Annotated in this window: 22 protein-coding genes; 13 read left to right on the top strand and 9 right to left on the bottom strand. The window is 68.6% G+C overall.

All coding sequences use genetic code 11. The features are described from left to right. The first annotated feature begins 100 nt into the window (after positions 1–100). Positions 101–484 (top strand): VOC family protein, encoded by a 384-nt coding sequence (locus HUN08_RS18105; protein ID WP_124246155.1) that lies wholly within the window; start codon positions 101–103, stop codon positions 482–484. 236 nt (positions 485–720) lie between these two features. Here the strand turns inward: HUN08_RS18105 and HUN08_RS18100 are convergent, their stop codons facing one another. Beyond that, positions 721–1,389, bottom strand: coding sequence for a hypothetical protein (locus tag HUN08_RS18100; protein WP_124246156.1), 669 nt, complete (start codon positions 1,387–1,389; stop codon positions 721–723). 46 nt (positions 1,390–1,435) lie between these two features. On the opposite strand from HUN08_RS18100, the gene HUN08_RS18095 reads away from it, so the two are divergent. Both HUN08_RS18095 and rnhA read left to right on the top strand, forming a co-directional pair. After that, complete coding sequence (locus HUN08_RS18095) at positions 1,436–2,212, top strand: methyltransferase domain-containing protein (protein WP_124246157.1); 777 nt, start codon at positions 1,436–1,438, stop codon at positions 2,210–2,212. Positions 2,213–2,263: 51 nt separating this feature from the next. Beyond that, positions 2,264–2,731, top strand: a complete 468-nt coding sequence (rnhA, locus tag HUN08_RS18090; protein ID WP_124246158.1) for a ribonuclease HI — start codon at positions 2,264–2,266, stop codon at positions 2,729–2,731. A gap of 268 nt (positions 2,732–2,999) precedes the next feature. On the opposite strand, the gene HUN08_RS18085 is transcribed toward rnhA, so the two are convergent. After that, positions 3,000–3,797, bottom strand: a complete 798-nt coding sequence (locus tag HUN08_RS18085) for a hypothetical protein (protein WP_124246159.1) — start codon at positions 3,795–3,797, stop codon at positions 3,000–3,002. Between the two features lie 426 nt (positions 3,798–4,223). On the opposite strand from HUN08_RS18085, the gene HUN08_RS18080 reads away from it, so the two are divergent. The 5 genes from HUN08_RS18080 to HUN08_RS18060 are packed head-to-tail and all read left to right on the top strand — an operon-like array spanning position 4,224 to position 8,566. Further along, on the top strand, positions 4,224–5,483 hold the full coding sequence (locus tag HUN08_RS18080; protein WP_124246160.1) for a DUF4185 domain-containing protein: 1,260 nt from the start codon (positions 4,224–4,226) through the stop codon (positions 5,481–5,483). A 15-nt stretch (positions 5,484–5,498) separates the two neighbouring features. Then, on the top strand, positions 5,499–6,026 hold the full coding sequence (locus HUN08_RS18075; RefSeq protein ID WP_124246161.1) for a DUF1697 domain-containing protein: 528 nt from the start codon (positions 5,499–5,501) through the stop codon (positions 6,024–6,026). A gap of 36 nt (positions 6,027–6,062) precedes the next feature. After that, entirely contained in the window at positions 6,063–6,380 is a 318-nt protein-coding gene (locus HUN08_RS18070; protein ID WP_124246162.1) for a hypothetical protein, read from the top strand. Further along, positions 6,380–7,930, top strand: a complete 1,551-nt coding sequence (locus HUN08_RS18065) for a hypothetical protein (protein WP_124246163.1) — start codon at positions 6,380–6,382, stop codon at positions 7,928–7,930. The genes HUN08_RS18070 and HUN08_RS18065 overlap by 1 nt, the downstream gene beginning before the upstream one ends. 30 nt (positions 7,931–7,960) lie before the next feature. Next, positions 7,961–8,566 carry a bifunctional 2-polyprenyl-6-hydroxyphenol methylase/3-demethylubiquinol 3-O-methyltransferase UbiG gene (locus tag HUN08_RS18060; RefSeq protein ID WP_124246164.1) on the top strand — a complete coding sequence of 202 codons (606 nt, stop codon included), beginning with the start codon at positions 7,961–7,963 and terminating at the stop codon, positions 8,564–8,566. 28 nt (positions 8,567–8,594) lie between these two features. On the opposite strand, the gene HUN08_RS18055 is transcribed toward HUN08_RS18060, so the two are convergent. Beyond that, positions 8,595–9,452 carry an alpha/beta fold hydrolase gene (locus HUN08_RS18055; protein ID WP_124246165.1) on the bottom strand — a complete coding sequence of 286 codons (858 nt, stop codon included), beginning with the start codon at positions 9,450–9,452 and terminating at the stop codon, positions 8,595–8,597. 125 nt (positions 9,453–9,577) lie between these two features. Next, positions 9,578–11,557 (bottom strand): M13 family metallopeptidase, encoded by a 1,980-nt coding sequence (locus HUN08_RS18050; protein WP_124246166.1) that lies wholly within the window; start codon positions 11,555–11,557, stop codon positions 9,578–9,580. A 112-nt stretch (positions 11,558–11,669) separates the two neighbouring features. On the opposite strand from HUN08_RS18050, the gene HUN08_RS18045 reads away from it, so the two are divergent. Further along, the gene (locus tag HUN08_RS18045; RefSeq protein ID WP_124246167.1) at positions 11,670–12,428 is read left to right on the top strand and encodes a pirin-like bicupin family protein; all 759 of its coding nucleotides are present in this window, start codon (positions 11,670–11,672) and stop codon (positions 12,426–12,428) included. Between the two features lie 276 nt (positions 12,429–12,704). Beyond that, a complete protein-coding gene (locus HUN08_RS18040) occupies positions 12,705–14,333 on the top strand; it encodes an NTF2-like N-terminal transpeptidase domain-containing protein (protein ID WP_124246168.1) in 1,629 nt (542 codons plus the stop codon). Here the strand turns inward: HUN08_RS18040 and HUN08_RS18035 are convergent, their stop codons facing one another. Together HUN08_RS18035 and HUN08_RS18030 are read right to left on the bottom strand one after the other, a co-directional pair. Then, entirely contained in the window at positions 14,334–14,765 is a 432-nt protein-coding gene (locus tag HUN08_RS18035) for a DUF3054 domain-containing protein (protein WP_124246169.1), read from the bottom strand. A gap of 5 nt (positions 14,766–14,770) precedes the next feature. Next, positions 14,771–15,985 (bottom strand): YbhN family protein, encoded by a 1,215-nt coding sequence (locus HUN08_RS18030; RefSeq protein ID WP_124246170.1) that lies wholly within the window; start codon positions 15,983–15,985, stop codon positions 14,771–14,773. A gap of 54 nt (positions 15,986–16,039) precedes the next feature. Here HUN08_RS18030 and HUN08_RS18025 point away from each other — a divergent pair, with 54 nt between their 5' ends. From HUN08_RS18025 to HUN08_RS18015, 3 genes are read left to right on the top strand one after another with little or no spacing between them, the layout of a single operon-like run. Then, a complete protein-coding gene (locus HUN08_RS18025) occupies positions 16,040–17,191 on the top strand; it encodes an AI-2E family transporter (RefSeq protein ID WP_301546798.1) in 1,152 nt (383 codons plus the stop codon). Further along, entirely contained in the window at positions 17,188–18,453 is a 1,266-nt protein-coding gene (locus HUN08_RS18020) for a MacS family sensor histidine kinase (RefSeq protein ID WP_124246172.1), read from the top strand. Before HUN08_RS18025 ends, HUN08_RS18020 begins: the two co-directional genes overlap by 4 nt. Further along, on the top strand, positions 18,450–19,106 hold the full coding sequence (locus HUN08_RS18015; RefSeq protein WP_124246173.1) for a response regulator transcription factor: 657 nt from the start codon (positions 18,450–18,452) through the stop codon (positions 19,104–19,106). The genes HUN08_RS18020 and HUN08_RS18015 overlap by 4 nt, the downstream gene beginning before the upstream one ends. On the opposite strand, the gene HUN08_RS18010 is transcribed toward HUN08_RS18015, so the two are convergent. From HUN08_RS18010 to trmB, 3 genes are all read right to left on the bottom strand, one after another. After that, complete coding sequence (locus HUN08_RS18010) at positions 19,103–22,081, bottom strand: MMPL family transporter (RefSeq protein ID WP_124246174.1); 2,979 nt, start codon at positions 22,079–22,081, stop codon at positions 19,103–19,105. The genes HUN08_RS18015 and HUN08_RS18010 overlap by 4 nt on opposite strands. Before the next feature lie 167 nt (positions 22,082–22,248). Next, on the bottom strand, positions 22,249–22,932 hold the full coding sequence (locus HUN08_RS18005) for an NYN domain-containing protein (RefSeq protein WP_124246175.1): 684 nt from the start codon (positions 22,930–22,932) through the stop codon (positions 22,249–22,251). Then, the gene (trmB, locus tag HUN08_RS18000) at positions 22,929–23,672 is read right to left on the bottom strand and encodes a tRNA (guanosine(46)-N7)-methyltransferase TrmB (RefSeq protein WP_124246176.1); all 744 of its coding nucleotides are present in this window, start codon (positions 23,670–23,672) and stop codon (positions 22,929–22,931) included. The genes HUN08_RS18005 and trmB overlap by 4 nt, the downstream gene beginning before the upstream one ends. Positions 23,673–23,675: the final 3 nt, after the last annotated feature.

The raw sequence follows: 23,675 nt of genomic DNA, 5'->3' as shown, positions 1-23,675 counted from the left end.
GGCACCGCAACCTCGCCGAGTGGGCAGTATCCTGGTGGTAGCGTCGCGTGTCGATGACGGACTGCGTCAGGCATGGAGGCGTGGAACTGAAAGTCCTTCTGTGACAGTTACTTTCAACCACTTCATTGTTGTTTCTGCGGACCGGGATGCCTCGGTCGACTTCTATCGAGACCTGTTCGAGCTTGACGAGGGACCTGCGTGGGGGCCGTTTCGGAATCTCCTCCTCGACGGCGGCACCGGTGCCATGCTCCAATTCGCCACTCCTCCCGTCGACGAGATCGTGCCGCAGCACTTTGCTCTCCTCGTCGACGACGATCTCTTCGATCGAGCGGTGGAACGGTTGCGACGCCGCGAATGGGAGTACTGGGCCGATCCTCAGATGACCAGGCCTGGTGAGACCAATGAAGAGCACGGTGGTCGCGGTGTCTATCTCCGCGACCCGAGCGGCCACTTCTTGGAGTTCATCACCGCGCCGTATTTGTGAGTGCGTCTACGTCGATATGCTTGGTCTCGATACACTTGGTCTCGATACACCTTCTCGGCTGGCGCGGTCTCGATACACCGACTCGGCTAGCGCCTCGTCGGCACTCGACCACCGTCTACGGCACTCGACCAGCGCGTCTAGCGCCTCGCCGGCACTCGACCACCGTCTTGCGGCACTCGACGAACGCGTCTACGGCATTCGACCACCGTCTACGGCACTCGATCAACGCGGCGTGGTTAGGCCTCGAGTTCCTTGGCGATCGAGCGCTCCAGCTGCTGTGCGCCTTCGGATGGAAGGTCGATGAGGCCGTCGAGCTCGTCGCGCGCCTTGCGATACGCGGCTTGCCGCTCGGCCGGGGTGGCCGCCTCGTCGGCGGCGATCATCACCAACCGTCGGGCCCGCTCCAGCGCCTCGCGCTCGATGGGCGAGAAGTCGGCCTGCTTGCGGCGGCGCGCCTCGCGCTCGGCGGCGTCGAAGGCGGACGAGTAGTCGAGCACGGCGTCGCGGTATTCGACGAAGGCCGCCGGATCGGTGACCTCAACCCCCGACGGTGGTCGGAGCATGTCGGCGCGCGCCTTGGCCTTGTGGAAGTCGCGGGTCAGCGGCTCGCGGACGTCGACGAGCATCGGATAGCTGATGATCGTCGCCAGGTCGATCTCGTAGTTCCACCAGCGCTCGTCGACCTCGTCGTGGGTGCGCAACGCGGTTCGCAGCTGATCGGCGTTCACCTCCGCGACCCGACGCTCCTCCAGGCTGGCGGCGGACCGGATGCGGGCCATCTCCAGCTCGTATGCGCGCCGCCGCGCCTGGCTCTTGCGGTACTCGTGGGCAAGGCGTTTCCCCAGGAAGCCGATGGGGAAGATCAGCCACCAGGTGGAGGCGAGGTACGGCACGATTGCGCCCATACGTCGATCGTAGCGACGACGGTCGGCCGGGACTACGCTCGCGGGGGTGGCCACCTGGGATCCGGCGGCGTATCTGGCGTTTGCCGACTATCGCACCCGACCGTTCCTCGAACTGATCGCCGCGGTCGATCTCGACGCCGCCTCGGTCCGCACCATCGTCGACCTGGGCTGCGGGCCGGGCCACCTGACCCGGTACCTGCGGCAGCGCTGGCCGCGGGCGCGGATCGTCGGCGTCGATTCGTCGCCGGAGATGATCGCGCGGGCACGTGAGCGGGACGAGGAGAACGTGGAATACCTCGTCGCCACCGCGACGCAATGGCGACCCGATGAACCCGTCGACCTCGTCATCTCCAACGCGATGTTCCAGTGGATCGATGACCAGTGGTCGGCGCTGGACGGCGTCCTCGACTACCTGGCGCCGCGGGGCACTCTCGCCGTCGGCGTTCCCGATAACTCGGCCCAACCCGCCCACCGGTTGCTCTACGAACTCGCCGACCGCGAGCCCTACGCGGCCCACCTCGTCGGTGCGCGGCGACTGGCCCACCTCGGACCGGAGCGCTACCTGCGGTTCTTCACCGAACGCGGGATGCGGGTGAACGCGTGGTCCACCACCTACCTGCAGGTCCTCACCGGCGACGATCCGGTGTTCACGTGGATCTCGGGAACCGGGGCGCGGCCGTTTCTGGAGGGACTCGACGGTTCTATGCGCGAGCAGTTCGCCGACGAGTACAAAGCACTGCTTCGGGAGGCCTACCCCACAGAACCCTTCGGCACGCTGTTCCCGTTCACGCGAACGTTCGCCGTCGCGAGCCGCGCATCCTGACCCACCGCCGGTACGCTCCGCCAATACGCTCCGCTAGTACGCTCGTCTGCTGTGAACGACTCCCCCGACGACCTGGTCGAAATCTCCACCGACGGCGCCTGCCTGGGCAACCCCGGCCCCGGCGGTTGGGGCGCCGTGCTGCGCTACCGCGGACACGAGAAGCGGATCTCCGGATCGGCGCCCGACACGACGAACAACCAGATGGAGTTGACCGGCGCCATCGAAGGGTTGGCCGCGTTGACCAAACCGTCGTCGGTGGTGATCTACACCGACTCGAGCTATGTGCGAAACGGCATCACCAAATGGGTGGCCGGATGGCAGCGCAACGGGTGGCGGACCGCCGACAAGAAGCCGGTGAAGAACGTCGAACTCTGGCAGCGCCTCGTCGACGAAGAGGCCCGCCACCCCAACGTCGTATGGAAATGGGTCAAGGGGCACAACGGGGATCACTACAACGAGATCGCCGACGAGTTGGCGACCTCGGCGGCAAAGGAACTGCGCGACGGCGGATCGGCTTAGTCGGTTGGTCGGTCGGCTGGCGGTGGTCTCGATACGGTTCCTCGCCTAGCGGCTCGGATCCACTCGACCAGCCAAAAGAGGTGCTCGACCATCCAGATCTACTCGACCAGCCAAAGGTGGGGCCGGCCAGCATGGGGTCCACTCGACCAGCCAAGGATGCGCTGGACCAGCCGAGGATGCGCTGGGCCAGCCAAGAACCACTCAGGGGATACACGACGGCCCGCCGTCTCCTTTCGGAGACGACGGGCCGTGTGCGTCGTGGCTGGGATCAGGCAGCGGTGACGTGAACCTGCTTGGAGGAGTTCTTCTTGTCCCCGTCCTTCTTCTCCGGCTTGGGGTGAGCCGGGTCCTGGCAGTACGCGCCCTTGGCGGTGCAAGGCGAGGTGACCGTCGAGAAGTACTGGAAGGCCGAGAACAGGATGATCGGCACGCCGACGAGCAGCAGGCCGGCGGAGGCACCGCCGAAGGTTCCCAGCAGGGCGCCGGCGATGCAGCCGGCGAGGGGTCCGCCACCGAGCAAGGTGGCCAGCGGAAGGGTCACGATTGCGCCGGCAAGGGCCCCGACGACGCAGCCGATGCCGGCACCGATACCAGCGCCGACGGCGGCGCTGACGAAGCTTCCGATCGTGGAGCGATTGGAGAAAGCGGCCAACGCCTGCTGGTCGCGGGGGGTGAACGACTCGGCGGCCTTGTGCTTGGCGTCGGCGAGCGAGATCTGGCGCGTCACCGGGGTGACGATTCTGCCCGGTCCGGTGCGGACCGCCGTCAGCGTCGCGGTGTTACCGGAGATGGTCGCGATGAGCGGCCGCGCGATGTTGTTGATCTGGTAGGTCAGCGGCAGCTGCCCGACCGACTGCCCGTTGCTGGCGCGGATGTTCAGTTCGCGGCCGTTCTGGGTGAAGGAGCCGTTGTCGATCTTGACCGTGGCCCCACCTGCGATGCTGCGGACCTGGTAATGCACGGGCTTGACGGATGCTGTGGTCGGAGCGGCCTGAGCTGTGGCCGCGCCGGCCCCGAGGGCGGCGATGAGCAGGGCCGCGGTGGCGGCGATGCGGTGCTGTTTCATGTTTCCCGGCGTGCTTTCTGAGGTTAGTGGTCGTCGGTTCCGGCGGCTCGTGGCCGTGGACTCGAATGTCGGGTCGACGCTTCGAATTCAAGAATCACAACATGACTGGTACGTAACGGGCCGGTATAGAACCCGTGACGGTTAAACCTTGATTTGGTATTTCTTCGGACATATACGCGAGCCGTCAGTTATGGGCGATACTTGCCATTAATCGGGTTTCTGCGTAACCAGCGAAATCGTCGTCGTCGAAGTCGAAGTTCGGCGAGGGGGCGGCGCGCAACCACGGGTGAGTCCAGCGGACTCGCTACTGAGCAGAGCGGACTCGGACCGGTAACGGGTGGGTCTCGCTTGGGTGCGGGCTATCGAGCAAGCCACGACAAAACGTCACAATAATCACATCAGCAACAGCGGCTAGGATGCACAACCATGTCTGTTAATCGCGCGCTCGCCACCGGAATCGCGGTGTCCCTCGCGGCAGTGACCCTTGCGGCCACCCCGTCGGTCTCCCACGCGTCGCCCTGCAATGCGCTAGGACCCGTCGGCCACGACTTCGGCAGTACCGGCAGCGCCGGCTCGTCGCGGATCGGGATGGGCAGCCTGGACTTCGGCAGCTACTCGGCACCGGGCAAGAAGCCGCAGATGCCGCTGATCAAGCTGCACGGCGGGCCGACGGAGACCATCCAGTGGGTGACCGGGCCGCTCAGCCCCAACCGGACCGACAAGCGCTTCTCGATCACGGCGACCGACGTCGGCGTCCCGTGGGACAACGGCAGCGGGCAGGTCCTCATGGCCTTCGGCGACACCTGGGGCAAGTGCAACGGCGCTCTGGTGTGGCGGCACAACACGATGCTGCGCGCCAACGGGAACAGCGACCTGAGCAAGGGCATCACCTTCCCCAACGCCGTGCCGGGTAACAGCCGCTCCGGCGCCTCGGTGACGTCGGCGAATCCGACGTTCGCGCAGCCCATCACCAACGCCGTGGGCGTGAAGAACATCGAGGTCGGGCGCATTCCGACGGCCGCCATCTCCATCGGCGGGGTCCAGTACCTCGCATTCATGTCGATCGCCCGCTGGGGTGAGGCCGGTCGGTGGGAGACCAACTTCTCTGCCATCGCCAGCTCTCGCAACAACGGGCAGACGTGGACGGTCGAGCCGAGCACCATCCGCTCGCGCTACGAGCTGAATATCCCGGGTGTCCCGGCCACCAACACCGGGCAGGGCCGGTTCCAGGTCAGCTCCTTCCTGCGCCGCGGCCCGTGGGTGTACCAGTACGGAACGCCGAACGGGCGGTATGGCGCACTGTTCCTCTCGCGCGTCCCGGCCAACCAGATCCTCAACCTCGGCGCCTACCAGTACTACCGGGGTGGCGGTCGATGGTCGGGATACAGCGGCGACGCAGCGCGGGTCGCGACCGAGCCGATCGCCGAGGTGTCGGTGCGGTACAACAACTTCCTGAAGCGCTTCATCATGCTGAGCTCGCGCGCCGGCAGCGTAACCATGCGTACCGCGGCCAAGCCGGAAGGCCCGTGGAGCGGACCGCGCGTCATCATCCCGTCCAGCAAGATCAGCGGACTCTACGCGCCGTACATCTGGCCGCGCGAGACCGGCAGCTCGCTGTACTTCGTGGTGTCGCGCTGGAAGGACTACAACGTCATGTTGGCGCGCACCGACCTCGCGGGTCTCTGAGCGGCGGGCGGTAGCGTGAGCGAGCGGATCGCGCTCATCCGCGCCGTCAACGTGGGCGGTGCGAAGCTGCCGATGGCCGATCTGCGCAGGATCGCCGTCGACCTCGGCGCGCGCGACGTCTCGACCTACATCGCCTCCGGCAATCTGCTGTACACGCCGCCGGGGGATTTCACGGAGTTCGACGCGGAGTTGGAACGCGCCATCACCGCGGAGTTCGGGTACGAGCGCGAGGTCATCAGCCGTACTCCCGACGAGCTCGCCGAGGCGCTGCGTGTGCATCCCTTCGAGGTGATCAACCCGAAATTCTCCTACGTCTACGCGCTCCAGGGAGCGCCGCCCGAGACGGCGGCAGAGGCCCTCGCCGAGCGGGCGGCAAAGACGGAGCATCTCGCGGTAATCGGCTCTGACCTGCATATTCGATATGACGAGGGAGCGGCGAACTCGAAGCTGACCCCGACGGTGATCAAACGCCTCCTCGGCTATCACGGGACCGGCCGCAACCTGAACACGGTCGCCAAGCTGATCGAGCTCGCCCGGGCCTAGGGGAACCGATGCGGCGGGCCGTGCGTCCAAATTTGCATGAGCCCACCATTCGCACCACCACGATTCCCGCCCCTGCTCACCGTCGACCCGGATCGGCTGCGGGCGCTGTCGCACGAATGGCGGCGCAGCGCCGCGATCCTGGCTGAACTCTCCGTCGACGAGATGGGAACGCCGTCCGACGGGGGAGCCTGCCTGCGGGTCGCCGGTGCCGCCGGGCACGCGGTTCGACGAGCGGGGGTCGGCATCGCCGAGCGGCTGGAAGCGCTCGGCGCAATCGTCGACCGGTACTCCGCGTCGGCGGAGCGTGACGACGCGGCGATGGCCGCCGCCTTCGCCGCGCTGGCGGATCGCTGATGCTGACCGTCGAGCAGGTGACGGCCTGGCCGGCGCGGCCGCTGGACGGGGCGGCGCGCCAGGCACGAGCGGCCGCGGCGACGCTGCGGGGACAGGTCGGTGAGGCCGGCGACGCGCTGCGGCGCGTCGGGGGATGGCATGGTCGCGGCCGGGACGGTGCCGTGGGACGCCTGGGCCAAGAAGTCGACCACGCCCAGGAACTCGCCCGCGTGCTGACCGTCTTCGCCGAGCGCGCCGGCACCGCGTCGGAGGTGTTGGCCCGTGGTCGGGAGCGGGTGCTCACCCTGGCGGTCGACGGCGCGGAACAGGCGCGCGACGCGGGAAGTCAGGAGTCGGAGGAGGGAGGCGCCGCGGACGACGGGCGGGCGCTCCAGGCGCGCGTGCGGGAGGCGCTCGACGAACTCGACCGGGAGGATCGCGCACACGCCGGCGAACTCGCGCGCCTGGTGTCCGAACTAGAGGCGATGGTCGCCGGTCACGTGAACGTCGCCACCGCTGAGGGCCCCCGCGACCCCGATTCGGTGGTCAACCGGCTCGTCTCGATGCGCCCGGCGCAACGGCGGGCGCTCCTTTCGACGATGAGTCCCGACGACATCGACCGACTGGTCACGGCCAATCCGCAGGCGATGGGAAACCTGGAGGGCGTGCCCTTCTCGGTGCGGATCGAGGCGAATCGACGTGCCATCGCCGAGGCGCTCGACGCCGAGATCCGACGGGGCGCGGGGGAGCGGGCCCGCGCCGATCAGCTCCGCGCGATGCTGGGGACCATCGTCGATCCGCATGCGCCCGGGCGCCGGGTCCGCCGCCAGTTCGTCGCCTTCGACAACACGCCGGAGGGGCGGGCGGTCGAGATGTTCGGGTCGTTGACGCAGACGAGTCGGTCGGCCGCCGTGTACGTGCCCGGCACGGGGACCAAGCTAGACACCGCGGATGCCAACCGGCGAGCGGCGTGGAACTTCGCCAGCCGCAGCGGCGCCCCAGTGTTCCTCTTCATGGACGGCCGCTTCCCGCCCGACCTGCCGTCGGCGACCTCCCCGATGTTCGCGGCGGCCATGGCGCCGCAGCTGGTGTCCTTCGGCCGCGCGCTCGACGCGGAGGTCGCCGGAGTCGCGCCGGGTGCCGCGACCGTCTACCTCGGACACTCCTACGGCGGTGCCGTCGTCGGGACGGCCGAGCAGTTGGGGCTGCGCGCCGATCGCGTCGTGTACGCCTCGGCGTCGGGCACCGGAATCCTTCCGGGCGGCGCCGAGTCGTGGTCCAATCCGGCTGAGGTGCAACGGTATTCGGTGACGCCGCCGGCCGATCCGATACAGCCGGTGCAGGCGTCGCGGCTCCACGGCGGCGACCCGGACACCGCCCCCGGGGTGACCCGGATGGACTCGGGCGACTACGGCGACGGTCGTCGGGTGCGCGGCGCGGCGGGGCATGGCGGCTACTTCGACGATCCGGACAGCGGAGGATTCCAGAACATGGTCAAAGTGATCCGCGGCGAGGCGCCCACCGGATACGTCTGCCGTGAACCCGACATCCCGCTGCCCGGCACGCGGTGATCACATCCTTGCCGCGAATAGGCTGGACCCATGACGACGCCGCCACCCCGCTGGATCACCGACACCAAACCGGGCCATAGCGAGTGGTACATCGAACGGTTCCGCACGATGGCCGACGAGGGTGCCGACCTCGTCGGCGAGGCCCGAATGGTCGACGCGATGGTGCCGCGCGGCGCGCGCATCCTCGACGCCGGGTGCGGACCCGGCCGAGTCGGCGGCTACCTCCACGAGGTGGGGCACACCGTCGTCGGCGTCGACGTCGACGAGAAGCTGATCGCCGCGGCACAGCAGGACCATCCCGGCCCGACCTGGCTCGTCGGCGATCTCGCCGAACTCGACCTGCCCGCACGTGGGATCGACGAGCTTTTCGACGTCATCGTCTGCGCGGGAAACGTGATGGTCTTCCTCGCGCCGGGGACCGAGCAGCAAGTGCTCGAACGACTGGCCGCGCATCTGTCGTCGAGCGGGCGGATCGTCGTCGGATTCCACACCGACCGCGACCTGACGGTCCCCGCTTTCGACGAGGCCGTCGCCGCTGCGGGCCTGCGGCTCGACCTCCGGCTCTCGACGTGGGACCTGCGCCCGTGGCGCGACGACGCCGACTTCGCGGTATCGGTGCTGACCCGGGCCGAATAGCCGGCTGCTGCGCGGCGCCCGGGCGGTGTCAGTCGGCGAGGAAGGCGGCGACGGTCGACTCGAAGGCCGCCTTGGCCTCGATCATCACCCAGTGCCCGCAGCGCGGGAAGATGTGCAGCTGGGCGTCGGGGATGAGGCGCATCGGGACCATCGCCATGTCGGGTGGGCTGACCCGGTCGTCGCGCCCCCAGGTGAGCAGGGTCGGGCAGGCGACCTTGTGCATCATCGCCCAGTACGGCGGGGTGTCGGCGGCGGCCATGAACTGCTGCTGCATCTCGAAGGCCTTGGAGCCGTACATCATCGCGGCGGTCTGCTGGGCGTCGGGATTGGTCGCTGCCTCCCAGCGCTCCTCGATGAGTTCGTCGGTTACGATCGCGCGGTCGTAGACCATCGAATTGAGCCAGCGGATCAGCTTGTCGCGATCGGGCGCGTCGGTGAACTCCTGCAGCAGGCGCAATCCCTCGCTGGGGGAGGGGCTGAAGACGTTCGGCCCCACGCCGCCGATGGTGACGAGCTTGGCGACCCGGTCGGGCTTCTTGATCGCCAGGTTGATGCCGACGACGCCGCCCATCGAGTTGCCGATCATCGGCGCCGACTCGATACCCAGTCCGTCCATGAACCGGGTGACCGAGCTGCCGGCGGTGAGCACCGGGTGGCCCTCGACCGGGTCGCTCACGCCGAAGCCGGGGAACTCCAGGATGAAGGTGCGATGGGTCTGGGCGAAGAACCCGAGGTTGTTGCGGTAGTTGCGCCAACCGGTCACCCCGGGACCCGATCCGTGCAGCAGGATCAGCGGGGGAGCGTCCGCGTCACCGGCCTCGTGGTACCGGATCACGCCCTTGTCGGTCGACAGTTCGCGCTTGGTCGCTTCGTAGGTGACATCCACGAAGCCATACTAGAACACGTTCTAGTTTGCCGGGTCTCGATACACCGACTCGCCTAGCGGCTCGCCGGCACTCGACCACCATCGATACACCGACTCGACGCGCTCCCCGGGCGCCCCACCGGCGATCACCAGATGCGCACCCGCTGGTCGGGTTCGAGGTAGAGCCGGTCGCCCGGCGCGACGTCAAACGCGTCGTAGAAGGCGTCGACGTTGCGCACCACCCCGTTGCAGCGGAACTCCGGCGGCGAGTGCGGGTCGATCGCAAGGCGCTTGATCGCCTCCTCGTCGCGGGTCTTGGTCCGCCACACCTGGGCCCAGCTGTAGAAGAGCCGCTGCTGGCCGGTCATCCCGTCGATCACCGGGGGGTTGGGATCGGCGAGGTGGTAGGCGACCAGCGCGATGGACAGCCCGCCGAGATCGCCGATGTTCTCCCCAATGGTGAACTCACCGTTGACCTTGTGCTCCGGCGACAGACCCGTCGGGGTGAACTCGTTGTACTGCTCGATGAGAGCCTTTGTGCGAGAAGCGAATTCGGTCCGATCCTCGTCGGTCCACCAGTCGACGAGGTTGCCGTCGCCGTCGTACTTCGCGCCCTGGTCGTCGAAGCCGTGGCCGATCTCGTGCCCGATCACCGCGCCGATACCGCCGTAGTTGGCCGCGTCGTCGGCCTCGGCGTCGAAGAACGGCGGCTGCAGGATCGCGGCCGGGAAGACGATCTCGTTCATCCCCGGGTTGTAGTAGGCGTTCACCGTCTGCGGGGTCATGAACCACTCGTCGCGGTCGACCGGCTGCCCGATCTTGCCGAGCTCGCGGTCGTACTCGAAGGCCGACGCGCGCGCGACGTTGCCGATGAGGTCGTCGCGGTCGACGACCAGCGCCGAATAGTCCCGCCACTGCGCCGGGTAGCCGATCTTCGGGTTGAAGGACGCGAGCTTGGCCAACGCCTTCTCGCGCGTGGCCGGCGTCATCCAGTCCAACTCGCCGATGTTGCGACGATAGGCCTCGATGAGGTTGCCGATCAGCTCGTCCATGCGGGCCTTGGCCGCGGCGGGGAAATGCTTGTCGACGTAGAGCTTGCCGACCGCGAATCCCATTGCGCCCTCGACGAATCCGACGCCGCGCTTCCAGCGGTCGCGGATCTCCGGCGCACCGGAAAGGGTGCGCCCGTAGAAGGCGAAGTTCTCGTCGACGAATGCGCTCGGCAGGTAGGGGGCGGCGGAGTGGAGCAGCTTCCACCGCAGCCACGCCTTCCAGTCGTCGAGCGGGCGGTCGGCGAGGAGGGCGGCGGCTCCGGTGATGTAGGACGGCTGGCCGACGTTCACCTCCGCGAAGGCGTTGGTGTCGCCGTCGGCCAGGGTCGTGATCCAGGTGTCCACCGGGAAGCTGCCGGCCTCCGTTGCGAAGTCGGCGGCCGAGGTCAGGTTGTAGGTGGCGTCGGCGTCGCGTCGTCGGACCACATCCCAGTGGTGCGAGGCCAGCGCGGTCTCCAGGTCCATCACGGTCGCGGCGGCGGCCGCCGGATCGTCGACGCCGGCGAGGGCGAACATCTTCTCGACGTGCGCTACGTAGGCGGTGCGCGTGTCGGCGTGCGCGTCCTCGCGGTAGTAGGACTCGTCGGGCAGGCCCAGCCCGGACTGCACGATGTGCACCAGGTAGCGGTCGGAGTTCTTCGAGTCGGTGTCCACGTACACGCCGAACAGCCCGCTGATGCCGCCACGCTGGAAGGCGCCGATCGCTTGTGCCAGGCCGGTCAGATCGCCGATCGCGTCGATCGCCGCCAGCCCGCCGGCGACGGGGGCGAGGCCGAGCTCCTCGATGCGCTCGTCGTCCATGAAGGAGGCGTAGAGGTCGCCGATCTTGCGCTCGTCGCTCCCGGCCGCGGCGCCGGAGTCCGCCGCCGCGGTGATGATGTCGCGGACATCCTCCTCGGCCCGGTCGCGCAGCACGATGAAGGAGCCGTCGATGCTGCGGTCGGCGGGGATCTCGTGGCTCGCCAACCACTTGCCGTTGAAGTGGGCGTACAGGTCGTCCTGGGCGCGCACCGCGTCGTCGGTGAAGGAGAGGTCGATGCCGGAGTGTGGGGTCGTCGCAGTCACGGCTTCCATCCTGCCCGACGCGCGTCGGTCTTCGCCGCCCCAGTTTCGCCGAGTGGGCACCCCAACCCTGCCGAGTGGGCACCCCAACCCCGTCGACTGGGCACCGGTGCACACTGGATGCATGAGTTATTCGGTGATCCGCGCCGGAAATCGGTTCACCACGACGACGGACTGGTTGGCCTCGGCGCACAGCTTTTCCTTCGGCGACCACTACGACCCGTCGAACACCCACCATGGCGTGCTCCTGGTGCAGAACGACGAGACGCTGCGGCCGGGGCAGGGATTCGATACCCACCCGCACCGCGAGACCGAGATCATCACTTGGGTGCGATCGGGGAGCCTCGTTCACCAGGACTCGCACGGGCACAGCGGCATCGTCTATCCCGGACTGGCCCAACGAATGAGCGCCGGTGCCGGAATCGAGCATTCGGAACGCAACGACACGTGGACTTCCGACGACGGTTTGCGCGTCGAGGGCGCCGGTGACGTCGACGCGAGCTATGTCCAAATGTGGGTGATGCCCGACGAGTTCGGTCTGGAGCCGAGCTACGACCAGGCCGACGTCGCATCCGAATTGGCCGCCGGAGGGCTGATACCCATCGCGTCGGGGAACCCCGAAACCGACTCCGCCATCCGCATCGCGAACCGGTCGGCGACGTTGTGGGTGGCGCGGCTGGGGAAGGGGCAACGGGTGCTCGTGCCGCGCGGCCGGTACGTATATCTGCTCGTCACAGACGGGGCGATACGTTTCGACGACGAGGGGCTCACCGTCGGTGACGCCATCCGCGGGGTCGAGATCGGCGGAGTTGCCCTCGTCGGGGATTCCGACGAGACTGCCGAAGCCCTGGTCTGGGTGATGGACAAGACGCTCGGGGAGTAGCGGTCACCCGACCCGACGCTCGGTGGCTGGAGGTGCCCACTCGGCGGGCTGGAGGTGCCCACTCGGCGGGCTGGAGGTGCCCACTCGGCGGGGTTGGGGTGCCCACTCGGTGGGCTGGAGGTGCCCACTCGGCGGGGTTGGGGTGCCCACTCGGTGGGCTGGAGGTGCCCAGTCGGCGGATCGGGGGCCTGCGTTATTGAGGCGTGACGGGGTTGTAACGGACCCGGTGCCGGGGAGGATCGACACCCCGTGTGACTGGTGTGAAAATTGTGACTTATGAGGATTTGGTCGCCCCGAGTCGCCGTCGCCGCAGTCAGCACGTTGGCCTGCTGTGCCGCGGTGACCTCCTGCTCGTCGTCGTCGAGCGAGGCCGACGGGGTGATCCGCGACTACGCGAAGGCGATCTCGCAGCAGAACATCGAGCGCGCCTCGGCGCTGACGACCGCTCCCGGCCAGGCGAGTGAGGCGCTGACCGCGACGATGGACGGCATGCACGCGATGAACGTCGACGCCACGGTGAAGCACACCGTCGGCTACAGCGACGGCACCGCCGGGTTCACGCTCAAGACCGTCTACCACTGGGACAACGGCCGACAGTTCGCCACCGAGACGCAGGGTTCCGCGCGCCGACTCTCATCGGGGTGGCGGGTTCTCTGGGAGCCGTCTGTCATCTACTCGGGTCTGCGCCCGGGTGGGCGCATCCACGAGATGCGCACCGACGCCAGGCCCGCACCGCGGGTCCTGGCCCGCACCGGCAAGCCGTTCATGGTCATGCAGAGTGTCAACGACGTGGTCGTCGATCCGGGTCAGAGCGCCGACCTGGGAGCGACGGTCCGCGCCGTCGCCCGCGCGATCGCCCCGATGGCGCCGCAGGTGACCTCCGAGGTCATCCTCGCGAAGATTGCCGCGAACCCCGGCCAGCCGGTCGTGGCGGTGTCGCTGCGCGATCCCGACATGCGGGTCCTCACCACCGACCCCGGCAAGATCCGTGGCGTAACGGTGCGCAAACACGACAAGCTGGTGATGGTCGACCGCCAACTCGACTCCCCGCTGGAAGACGGCTTGAGCAACTATTGGCAGGCGGTCCGCGACGTCACCGCGGGTTGGCAGATCGTCGTCGACCAGCCCGGACAGGCACCCGAGCGCCTCGACAGCGCGCAGGGTCCGGCCGCGCCGAGTATCGGCACGTCGATCGACCCCCGCGTGCAGCGGGCCGCCGGGCTGGCCGCCATCGAGGTCGCCCAGCCGACGACCGTGCTCACCCTCGACGCCAGGACCGGCGGAATCCTCGGCATGGGCCGCAACGCGGCCGCCACCGACCGCGGCATCAGCATCGACGGCGACTACATCACCGGATCGACGCTCTCCGCCGTCTTCGACGCGGTGACCGCGTACTCCAAGGCCAGCAACACCCCGGCGGAGGAATTGCTCGACCGCCTCGGCCTCGGCGTGGTGTTCACCGTCCCCGGCGCCTCCACACCGGAGCGCACCGGCGCCTCGGTGAACGACGTGGACTTCCGCCCCGGCGAGATCCGCGCCTCGCTGCTCAACGTCGGAGCCCTCGGCGTGGCGCTGTCCCGTGCGTCATCCGGCGCGAAGACATCCGTCGCGCCCTTCGTCATCAAGGGCCAGCCGACGGGGATCCACGACGGCAAGCTGGGCACCGTCGACGACGGCCTGTCCGCGCCGATCCTGCGTGCGATGGTGCGCACGGTCCGCGCCGGCGACGCCAGCGACCTGACGGACAAGAAGGGTCTGCGGGCCCTCGTCGGGACGAACGGTCCGGACGGTCCCGGATGGTTCCTCGGCCTCGTCGACAACAAGGTGATCGTCATCTACACCGAGGGACCGAAATCGGGAACCGCCGCGCTGCAGGCGGCACAGAAGTACCTGAAGGTGCGCTGATCAGCGCTTGGACAGCTGATACAGGCGGCTGGCCAGGATGCGCCAGCCGAGTAGGAAGAGGCCGAGCACGATCGTCGCGACGATGATGAACGAGGTCGCGGTGCCCTGGTGCGAGACCCGGCGCAGGACCATCCCGACGACGACGGTGAACAGCCACACGGCCACCCCGAACGGGATGACGCGCTCGGGCCGGAAGCTGCGGGCGCCGAACCAGTCCGACGACCCCACGCGGGCGTAGACGTACAGCAGCGACCAGCCGACGGCGGCGCCCGCCAGGAACGGCCACGCAGTGTCGGCGACGCCCAGGAGGGTTATCCCCTCGGCATGGCTCATCCGCCCCACGGTCGCGAACACGACGATCAGCACCGCGTCGGCCAAGGCGGTCGCCACGAGGGGGAGTCGGAACTGGCTGCTCGTCGTCGAAGAGGTCATTGTTCTCACGGTAGCTTCCACGCGTCGTCTTGCGGCGGGGCCCCGTCGTCGGGGTTCTCCTCGTCGCCCTCGCGCGCGGCGTCGGGAAGCGGATGCCCGAGGATGAGTCGGCGCTGGTCGTCGGTGAAGTCGAGTAGCGGGCGGTCGGGATTGGCCGGGGAGGCTTCGCGGAGACTGTCCTCGAATTCGTCGGTGGCGCCCACCTCGGAGCGGATTCGGGTGCGGAACATCACCAGGATGACGCCCCAGCCGACCAGCGATACCAGCGCCCAGCTGACCAGCCGGTAGAGGATGACCGCGACGGCCGCGTCACCGGTCGCCATACCCGCGGGGACCAGTGCGGCGACCATCGCGACGTCGGCGAATCCGAGACCGCCGGGCAGCAGCGGCACCGCTGTGCCGACGGCCTTCGACGCGGCGTAGGCGACGGCGATGCCGGCGATGGACGGACGTGCGCCGATCGCCCAACAGGCGAACATCAGGCAGCACACGTCGGCGATCCAGTTGAACAGCGTCCAGCCGAAGGCGACGGCGGCGTCACGTCGTTTCAGCTGCACGGCGGCGAGCTGGTCGATGAGCTGCGTCAGGCGCTCCTGACCGGCGTCCTCGGGGTGATTGCGCAGTTCGTTGTACCAGTGCAGGACCCGGGTGCCGATCTGGTGGACGGTCGCGGGATGGGTGGACAGGTACTGCAGCACGGCGACGAAGGCGATGAATCCGAGGATCGAGAACATCGTCGAATAGGGGTTGGTGCGGGCACCGGCGAGTACCGCGCCGCCGATGCCCAGGGTGGCCAGGCCGACGCCGGCCAGCAGCCCGGACATGACGACCTGCCACGACGCGACGACGGGATTCGCGCCCCACCGGCGGGTTTCCCGGAAGGTGAAGGCGGGGGCGAGCACCTGCCCGCCCGGCATCGTCTGGCTGAGCGAGTTCGCGGCGAGCACCACCGACATCGAGCGCCACCACGAGACCATCACCCCGGCCGAGCGCAGGAGCGCGCGCTGCACGCGGGCGAAGCTGTCGAGGTTGAGCATGGACGCGACGAAGCAGGCCGACAACCAGCCCCAATGGACATCGCCGATGCGGCCCCAGGCGGTGTGGAACTGGTCGCGGACCAGGTAGCCCTCCACCACGAGAACCGCCACGACCGCGACGATCAGCACCCAACGGAGCCATTTCCGACTCCTGCGCCAGAACTCGCGCGGCGAAAATGCCATGCCGGTCAGGGTACCTAAAGCGAAAACGGCTTTCGCCTGCCTACTCTTGGTTTCGTGAACCAGGACAATCCGCATGCGCAACATCCGGTCCCGCCAGGGGTGCGGGCCGCCGCCGAATGGGCATGGCGCCTCCTGGTCATCGGAGCGCTGGCCGTCGTCGTGTTCCTGGCCTTCATGCATTTCAAGACGGTGCTGGTGCCGGTCGCCATCGCGATCCTCGGGACGGCGGGATTGGTGCCGATCGTCGACGTCCTGGACCGGGCCGGATTCCCGCGGTCGTTGGCCGTCGTCACGTCGATGGTCTCCATGCTCGGCGTGCTCGGCTTGGTCCTCGCCTTCGTCGTGCGGGAGTTCATCAACGGACTTCCCGCGCTGACCACGCAGGTGACCGGCACGATCGACTCGGTCAAGAAGTGGTTGATCGACGGCCCGCTCCACCTCGACCACAAGCAGGTGGAGAACGTCGGCGCGGACATCGTCCGCTTCATCAACCACAACCAGGAGAAGCTGACCAGCGGAGCCCTCGCGACGGCGACCACGGCCACCGAGATCATCACCGGGGCCTTCCTCACGCTGTTCCTGATGATCTTCTTCCTCTACGGCGGCGGTCAGATCTGGACCTTCCTCACCAAGCTGGTGCCGGCGCCGCATCGCGAACGGGTCCACGCCGCAGGCCACGCCGGTTTCGGCACGCTCGTCGGTTACGTCCGGGCCACCGTCGCGGTCGCCCTCGTCGACGCGGTGGGCATCGGGATCGGGTTGGCGATCCTGAACGTCCCGCTGGCGCTGCCCCTCGCCTCGCTGGTCTTCCTCGGCGCGTTCATCCCGATCGTCGGCGCACTGGTCACCGGCGGTGTCGCGGTCGTGGTCGCGCTGGTGACCAACGGCTGGGTGGCCGCGCTGGTCGCGCTGGGCATCGTCGTCGGGGTCATGCAGTTGGAGAGCCACGTGCTGCAACCGTTCCTGCTCGGCCGCTCGGTGCGCCTGCATCCGGTCGCGGTGGTGCTCGGTATCGCGGGCGGCATCGTGCTGGCAGGTATCGCGGGCGGCTTGCTGTCGGTGCCGCTGATCGCCTTCCTGAACACGGCCATCCGCGAACTCCACGCCTATCCGGGGGCGGTCGCCGAACCGACCGGGACCGGTGACCTCATCGGGGGCGTGGTGCTCGACGCCGATCCCGACCCGCCGACCTGGGATAGCCGATGACGGTCCCCCGAGGCGGCACCGTCGGCGAGCGAAGCGGGTCGCGGGATGCGCGCCGCGCCTGGTTGGCCAAGGCGCTCAAGAGCGTCGACGAGGATGCCGCCGCGCCGTTGTGGCGCGCGGCCCAGGTGTTCCGGGCGCTTTCGCTGATCTACTCGGTGGGCTTCCAGATCGCGGCGAACCACGATCTGCAGCGGCCACGGATCACGATCGTGCTGGGCGCGGTACTCGTCGCGTGGACGGTGGCGTGTGCCGCCGCCTACCTCGGCGGTTTCGGGCGCAACTGGATGTGGGTTTCCGCCGACATCGTCGTCACCTGTGGATTGCTGTTGTCCACCTCCTACGTGGCGTCGGCCGACTGGATCGCGCACAACCAGGCATGGCCGACGACGCTGTGGGCCTGCAACGCGGTGATCTCGGCCGCAATCCTCGGCGGCGCCTCCGGGGGAGCGGCCGTCGGCCTCCTGGTGTGGGCATCGTCGGTACTGGTCAAAGGCCACGTCGACCTCAACTTCGGCAAGAACGCCCAACTCATCCAGCTGGTCTTCCTGGGCCTCGTCGTGGGGTGGGCCGCGACGAGCGCCCGCGCCAACCACGAACTGCTCACCCAGGCGGCGCGTTACGCCGCGGCGGAGGAGGAGCGCGACCGGCTGGCCCGCCACGTCCACGACGGTGTGTTGCAGGCCCTCGCCCTGATAGCCCGCCGGGGGCGCGAGATCGCCGGGGACACCGCGCCCCTCGCCGAACTCGCCGGGGAGCAGGAACGAGCGCTGCGCCGCTTCCTCACCGACCGGGCCGACGCGGACTACGCCGCACCCGACGGCGCCGCCGGGCGGGTCGACCTGGCGGCGCTGCTGCGCGCCCATGTCGGGGCCCGGGTCTCGGTCAGCGCCCCGCGAGAACCCGTGCCGGTCCCGGTCGAGATCGGCACCGAGGTCGATGCCGCGGTGCGCAACGCGCTGGACAACACTCTGCGGCACGCCGGTCCGCAGGCGCGGGCCTATGTCCTGCTCGAGGATCTCGGCGACGAGCTGGTGGTCGGCGTCCGCGACGACGGGGTTGGGATAGCGCCCGGCCGTGTCGCGTCGGCGGCAGCGGAGGGCCGACTGGGGATCGCGCAGTCGATCGTCGGTCGGATCGGCGCGCTCGGCGGGCGCGCGGAACTCGACTCCGCGCCCGGCGCGGGGACGGACTGGGAGTTCACCATTCCGGTTCACCGCGTCGACGGCGGTGCCGAACAGCCAATGGCCGAGGAGGGCAGATGACTATTCGCGTGATGGTCGTCGACGATCATCCGATGTGGCGCGACGGGATCGAGCGCGACCTCGTCGACGAGGGTTTCGAGGTGGTGGCCACGGCCGACGGGGTGGGCGCCGCGGTACGCCGGGCCGCCGCCGTGCGACCCGATGTCGTCTTGATGGATATGCAGCTGCCGGACGGGACGGGGGCGGAGGCGACCGCCCAGGTGCTGGCGGTCTCGCCGTCGTCGCGGATCCTGGTGCTCTCCGCATCGGATGAGCGCGACGACGTGCTGGAGGCGGTCAAGTCCGGGGCCAGCGGATACCTGGTGAAAAGCGCGTCCCGCGACGAGATGGTCGCCGGGGTGCGCGCGACGGCCGACGGTCAGGCCGTGTTCACCCCCGGATTGGCCGGGCTGGTCCTGGGCGAGTTCCGCCGGATGTCGGCCGACGGTCCGGGCGGCGACGAGAAGCCGGTGCTCTCCCCGCGCGAGACCGAGGTGCTGCGGTACGTGGCGAAGGGGATGACCGCCAAGCAGATCGCGGCCAAGCTGTTCCTGAGCCATCGGACCGTCGAGAACCACGTCCAATCGGCGCTGCGCAAACTGCAGCTGGCCAACCGGGTGGAATTGACCCGCTACGCGATCGAGCACGGGCTCGACGAGGCGCCGCCGGACTAGCCCTGCGGGTCCTGCCCGCGGGCGCGGCGCATCAAGTCTTGGACGCTGATCTCCTCGTCGCGGTTGCCCGCGGCCCGCTTGCCGTCGTCGTCGGAGTTCGGCGCGGCGGTGCTCGACGGCGCGACCGGCGGCTGGGAGGGGCGCACCGCGGGCGTCGGACCCGACGCGCTCGACCCGCCGGCCTCGAAGCGGATGCCGCCCTTGCCCAGTCGCCACGCCCCGGTGTCCGGCGCGTCGTCGGTCTCGGCCGGCACCGGCCTGGGTGCGGCCGGTACGACGAGGCTCGTGGGCGTGACGGGTGCCGTGGGCGCGACGGGTGCCGCGGGAGCCGGGGGGTTCACCGAACTCGCGGTACGGCGGATCGGCGGCTGATACTGCGGCCCGGCGGGACGCTGGGGCACCGAGGCCGGCGCGGGCGCGGGTGCCTCGGGCAGCGGAGCCTCGGGCAGCGGCGCGGCTGGTGTCTGCACGGCCACCGTCGGGGCCTCCTGCTCGTCGGCGGTCGGCGCCGAGGTGCGGCGGCGCGACCCGGGACGGCGGAAAGCCGAGGTCGGAGCGGTGGCGATCACCGCGCCGGCCGACATCGACTTGGAGGCCGCCACGTCGGCGTCGACCATCTCGTCGGGCTCCACCTCGAGGATGGTCTCGCCGAGGCCCAGCTTGCGTTGGACGGTCTTCATCCACTGCGGCGCCCACCAGCAGTCGTCGCCGAGCAGTTTCATCGTCGACGGCACCAGCAGCATGCGGATGATCGTCGCGTCGAGGATCAGCGCGGCGATCATGCCGAAGGCGATGTACTTCATCATGACGATGTCCGACAGCGCGAACGCCCCGGTGACGACGACCAGGATCGCGGCGGCCGCGGTGATGATGCGGCCGGTGTGCGCCGTGCCGACGCGGATCGCCTCGGTGGTCGAGGCACCCTTCTGTCTGGCCTCGACCATGCGTGAGAGCAGGAATATCTCGTAGTCGGTCGACAGGCCGAACACGATCGCGATGATCAGCACCAGCACCGCGGCGAACAGCGGACCCGGCGTGAAGTTGAGCAGCGTCGCACCGTTGCCGTCGACGAAAATCCAGGTCAGGATGCCCAGCGTCGCGCCCAGGCCCAAGGCCGAGACGAGCGCCGCCTTGATCGGCAGGATCACCGAGCCGAACGCCAGGAACATCAGCAACCCGGTGATCAGCACCAGCATGACGGTCATGAACGGCAGTCGGGTGAGCAGCGCGTCGATCGAGTCCTGGGTCAGCGCCGGAGTGCCGGCGATGTAGACCCGCAGACCCTGCTTGTCCAGGTTCTGCAGGTACCGGATGGCCTCGGTCTGCAGCCGGGGGCCCTCCTTGTTCTTCGGGTCTTTGAGCCAGTCGGAGAAGCCGGCGGACATCTGGACGACACCGATGTCCGAACGACCCGGGTATTCGCCGGACAGGCCACCGTCCGTCTCTTCGAAGGAGAAGGGCTTGGAGAAGAACTGCTTACCCGGGGCCGCCGCCGCATCGTGGGCATTGGCGGCCTGCTGCAGCGCGACGAGGCGGTTCTGATCCTCGTCGCTGTCGACCTGGTAGACGACGACGATCTTGACCGCCTCGGTCCGCTCCTTGGGGAAGGCCTGGTCGAAGGCTTCCTGCGACTGGCGGGTCGGATTGTCCGGCGGCAGGTACTTCTCGCTGATCCCACCGAACTCGATGTTGCCGAAGGGGATGATCAGGGCCAGCAGGAGCAGGACCGTCGGGATGGCAGTCTTCAGCGGGTGCTTCATCACCCAGCCGGAAAGTTTGCCCCAGAAGCCGTCCTCGACCTCCTGCTTGGTCTTCGTCTTGCGCAGGAAGCTGAATCCGAAGGCGTCGATCCGCGGTCCGAGGATGCCGAGGATGGCCGGCAGGACGGTGATCGACAGGAAGGCGGCGAGCGCCACCGAGGCGATGGCGCCGTAGGCCACCGACTTGAGGAATGCCTGCGGGAAGATGAGCAGACAGGCGATGGCCGCGATGATGATCGTGGCCGAGAACCACACCGTCTGACCGGCGGTCATCACGGTTCTTCGGACCGCGGCCTTCGTCGTATATCCCTCGGCTAACTCTTCTCGGAATCGACTGACGATGAAGAGGCCGTAGTCGATGGCGATGCCGAGACCGATGAGCGTGACCACCGATTGCGCGAACACGTTGACCTCGGTGACGTGGGTCAACAGCTTCATGATTCCCAGCGAGCCCGCGATGGTCAGGCCGCCGATGAACACCGGCAGCGCCGCCGCGACGACACCGCCGAAGACGAAGAACAGCATGAGTGCGACGACGGGGAGCGCGATGACTTCGGCGCGTTTGATGTCGTGCTCCATGCCGATGGCCATCGAGTTGGCGATCGGCTGCAGACCCGCCAACTCGAACTTGGTTCCCTCGAGACCGAACTTGGTGTCGATGTTGTCGAATGCCGGCCGCAGCTTCTTGTAGTTGGTGAGGATCGACGTGTCGTCGTTGCCCTGCACGCCGATGCTGATGAACGCCTTGGTCTTGTCCTCGTTGAAAGTGTGTTCGCGGACCGTGGCCCGAGCGAGCAGCGCGGCCGGGGAGGGGTTCTCGGGAAGCTGGACGAATGGGTCGATGATGCCAGGGCTGCCTGGATCGTCACCGCTGGCGGCTCTGGTGTCGCGGCCGACGAGGTCTTTCGTCTCCGGGTCGGTGGTCAGCTGGGTGACGAACTTCTCCACCTTGGCGCCGAAGGCGGGGTCGTCGACCTTGGTGCCGTCGGGCGGGGTGATCAGCAGGACGATGTCGGACTTGTGGTCGCGGCCGAAGGAGTTGTCGGCGAGCACCGATCCCTTCGCCGATTGCGACGTCGGGTCGAACCAACCGCTCTGCGAGAGGTGCTTCGAGAGGTCAAGGCCGTAGAGGCCGAGACCGGCCATCAAAGCGACCATCACGGCGATGACGGTGTATCGCATTCGATATGCGAACGTGCCGATCCATCCGAACACCTTCGGTTCCTTTCGTCACCCGACGAGCTGCTGGCCCGGCGCCGGGAGCGCCAGCCGGCACAACCCACGTCGGGCCATTCTTCCAGGTATCGCCTGAATGCAAACTGAGCAGGGCGGATTTCCCCGCGGCGCGTCGTGGGTGCGCAAGCCGCGCGGATCCCGCGTCGTCAGCGCAGAAGCGAGGACAGCGCGCGGAACGGCGGCAGCCAGGCACCGTCGTCGGGGAGGGCGTCGAGGGTGATCCGCGGCAGCGGCTCCCGGAAGACGTTGGGGATGTCCTCGAGGTCGAGGAAGTCGAATTCGTCGACGCCCTGCGCCCAGCTGGCGTGTTCGCGGAAGCCGATGACGGTGACCGGGACGCCCTCGGCGGCGACCTCCAGCAGCGGCTCCCGGAACGCCTGACCGTCGGCGGAGGCGACGATGAGCCCGGCCAGCCCGCAGGTGTGCCTGCGCAGCTCGATGTGGTTGAGCATGTCCTCGTCGACGTCGGTGTCGTCGGCGATCTTGGGTTTGGCGAATACCGCGTAGCCGACGTTGCGCAGCGCGTCGACCCACGGCCGCACGACGTCGGCGCTGCCCGGGCTGATGTTGGTGAAGACGGTGGCCTCGGGCTCGACGGACGAACCGCCGCTCTCCCGCCGGATGTCGTCGGTGCGGCCCAGCAGCCAGCGGCCGACGGCGTCGAAGCGCGGGCGATGCGCGGCGGTCGGGCGGCCGCCGATGATTCCGCCGAGGCCCATATCCATATTGGGTGCGTCCCACACGAGCAGCACCCGGCGGGCCGTCGACTGACCGGAGATGGTGTCGCCCACCGACGGGCTGCCCGTCGAGCTATTCGTGTCGGTGCTCATGGGCGACCCTCCGCGCGGGTGTAGACGAATTCGGTGACCACGCGCCCCTCGTCGGCGGCACGGCCCTCGAACTTCGTGGTCGGACGCGCCAGCGAGATCGGACTCTCCCCGGTCAGGGGGACCAGGTGCGTCCCGGTGGTGTCCTGATTGTCCAGCAGTTCGCGGATCCATTCGGTGTAATCGGCGTGGTCGGTGGCGATGTGCAGCACGCCGCCGTCGACGAGCTTCTCGGCCATCGTCGCCAACGTGCCCGATTGCACCAGCCGTCGCTTGTGGTGGCGGGCCTTGGGCCACGGGTCGGGGAAGAAGACGCGGATGCCCTGCAGGCTCTTGTCCTCGATCAGTTCGTCCAGGACCACCACGGCGTCGCCGCGGATCATGCGCACGTTGGTCAGGCCGCCGCGGTCGACGAGGCCGACGAGTTGCGCGAGTCCCGGTTGGTAGACCTCGACGGCCACCACGTCGAACTCCGGCTCGTCGGCGGCCATCGCCGCGGTCGAGATGCCGGTGCCGGAACCGATTTCGACGATGAGCGGGGCTTTGCGGCCGAACCACTCCTGCGCGTGCAGCGGCGGCTCGACGACGCGCCCGTCGGCGTCGGGGCTGGTGCGCAGATCACGGCCCAGCACCGGCCACAGGTTCTCCCAGTTGCGGCGCTGCCCCGGCGTCAGGGTGCCGCGCCGGAACCGGAAGCTGGTCACCCGCGGGTACAGGCGGGACTGATCGACGGTATCGCTCACCCG

This window comes from Gordonia sp. X0973 (assembly GCF_013348785.1).
GTDB lineage: Bacteria > Actinomycetota > Actinomycetes > Mycobacteriales > Mycobacteriaceae > Gordonia.
Note: the sequence above shows the minus strand (reverse complement) of the source record. Positions and strands in the feature narration are given on the sequence as shown.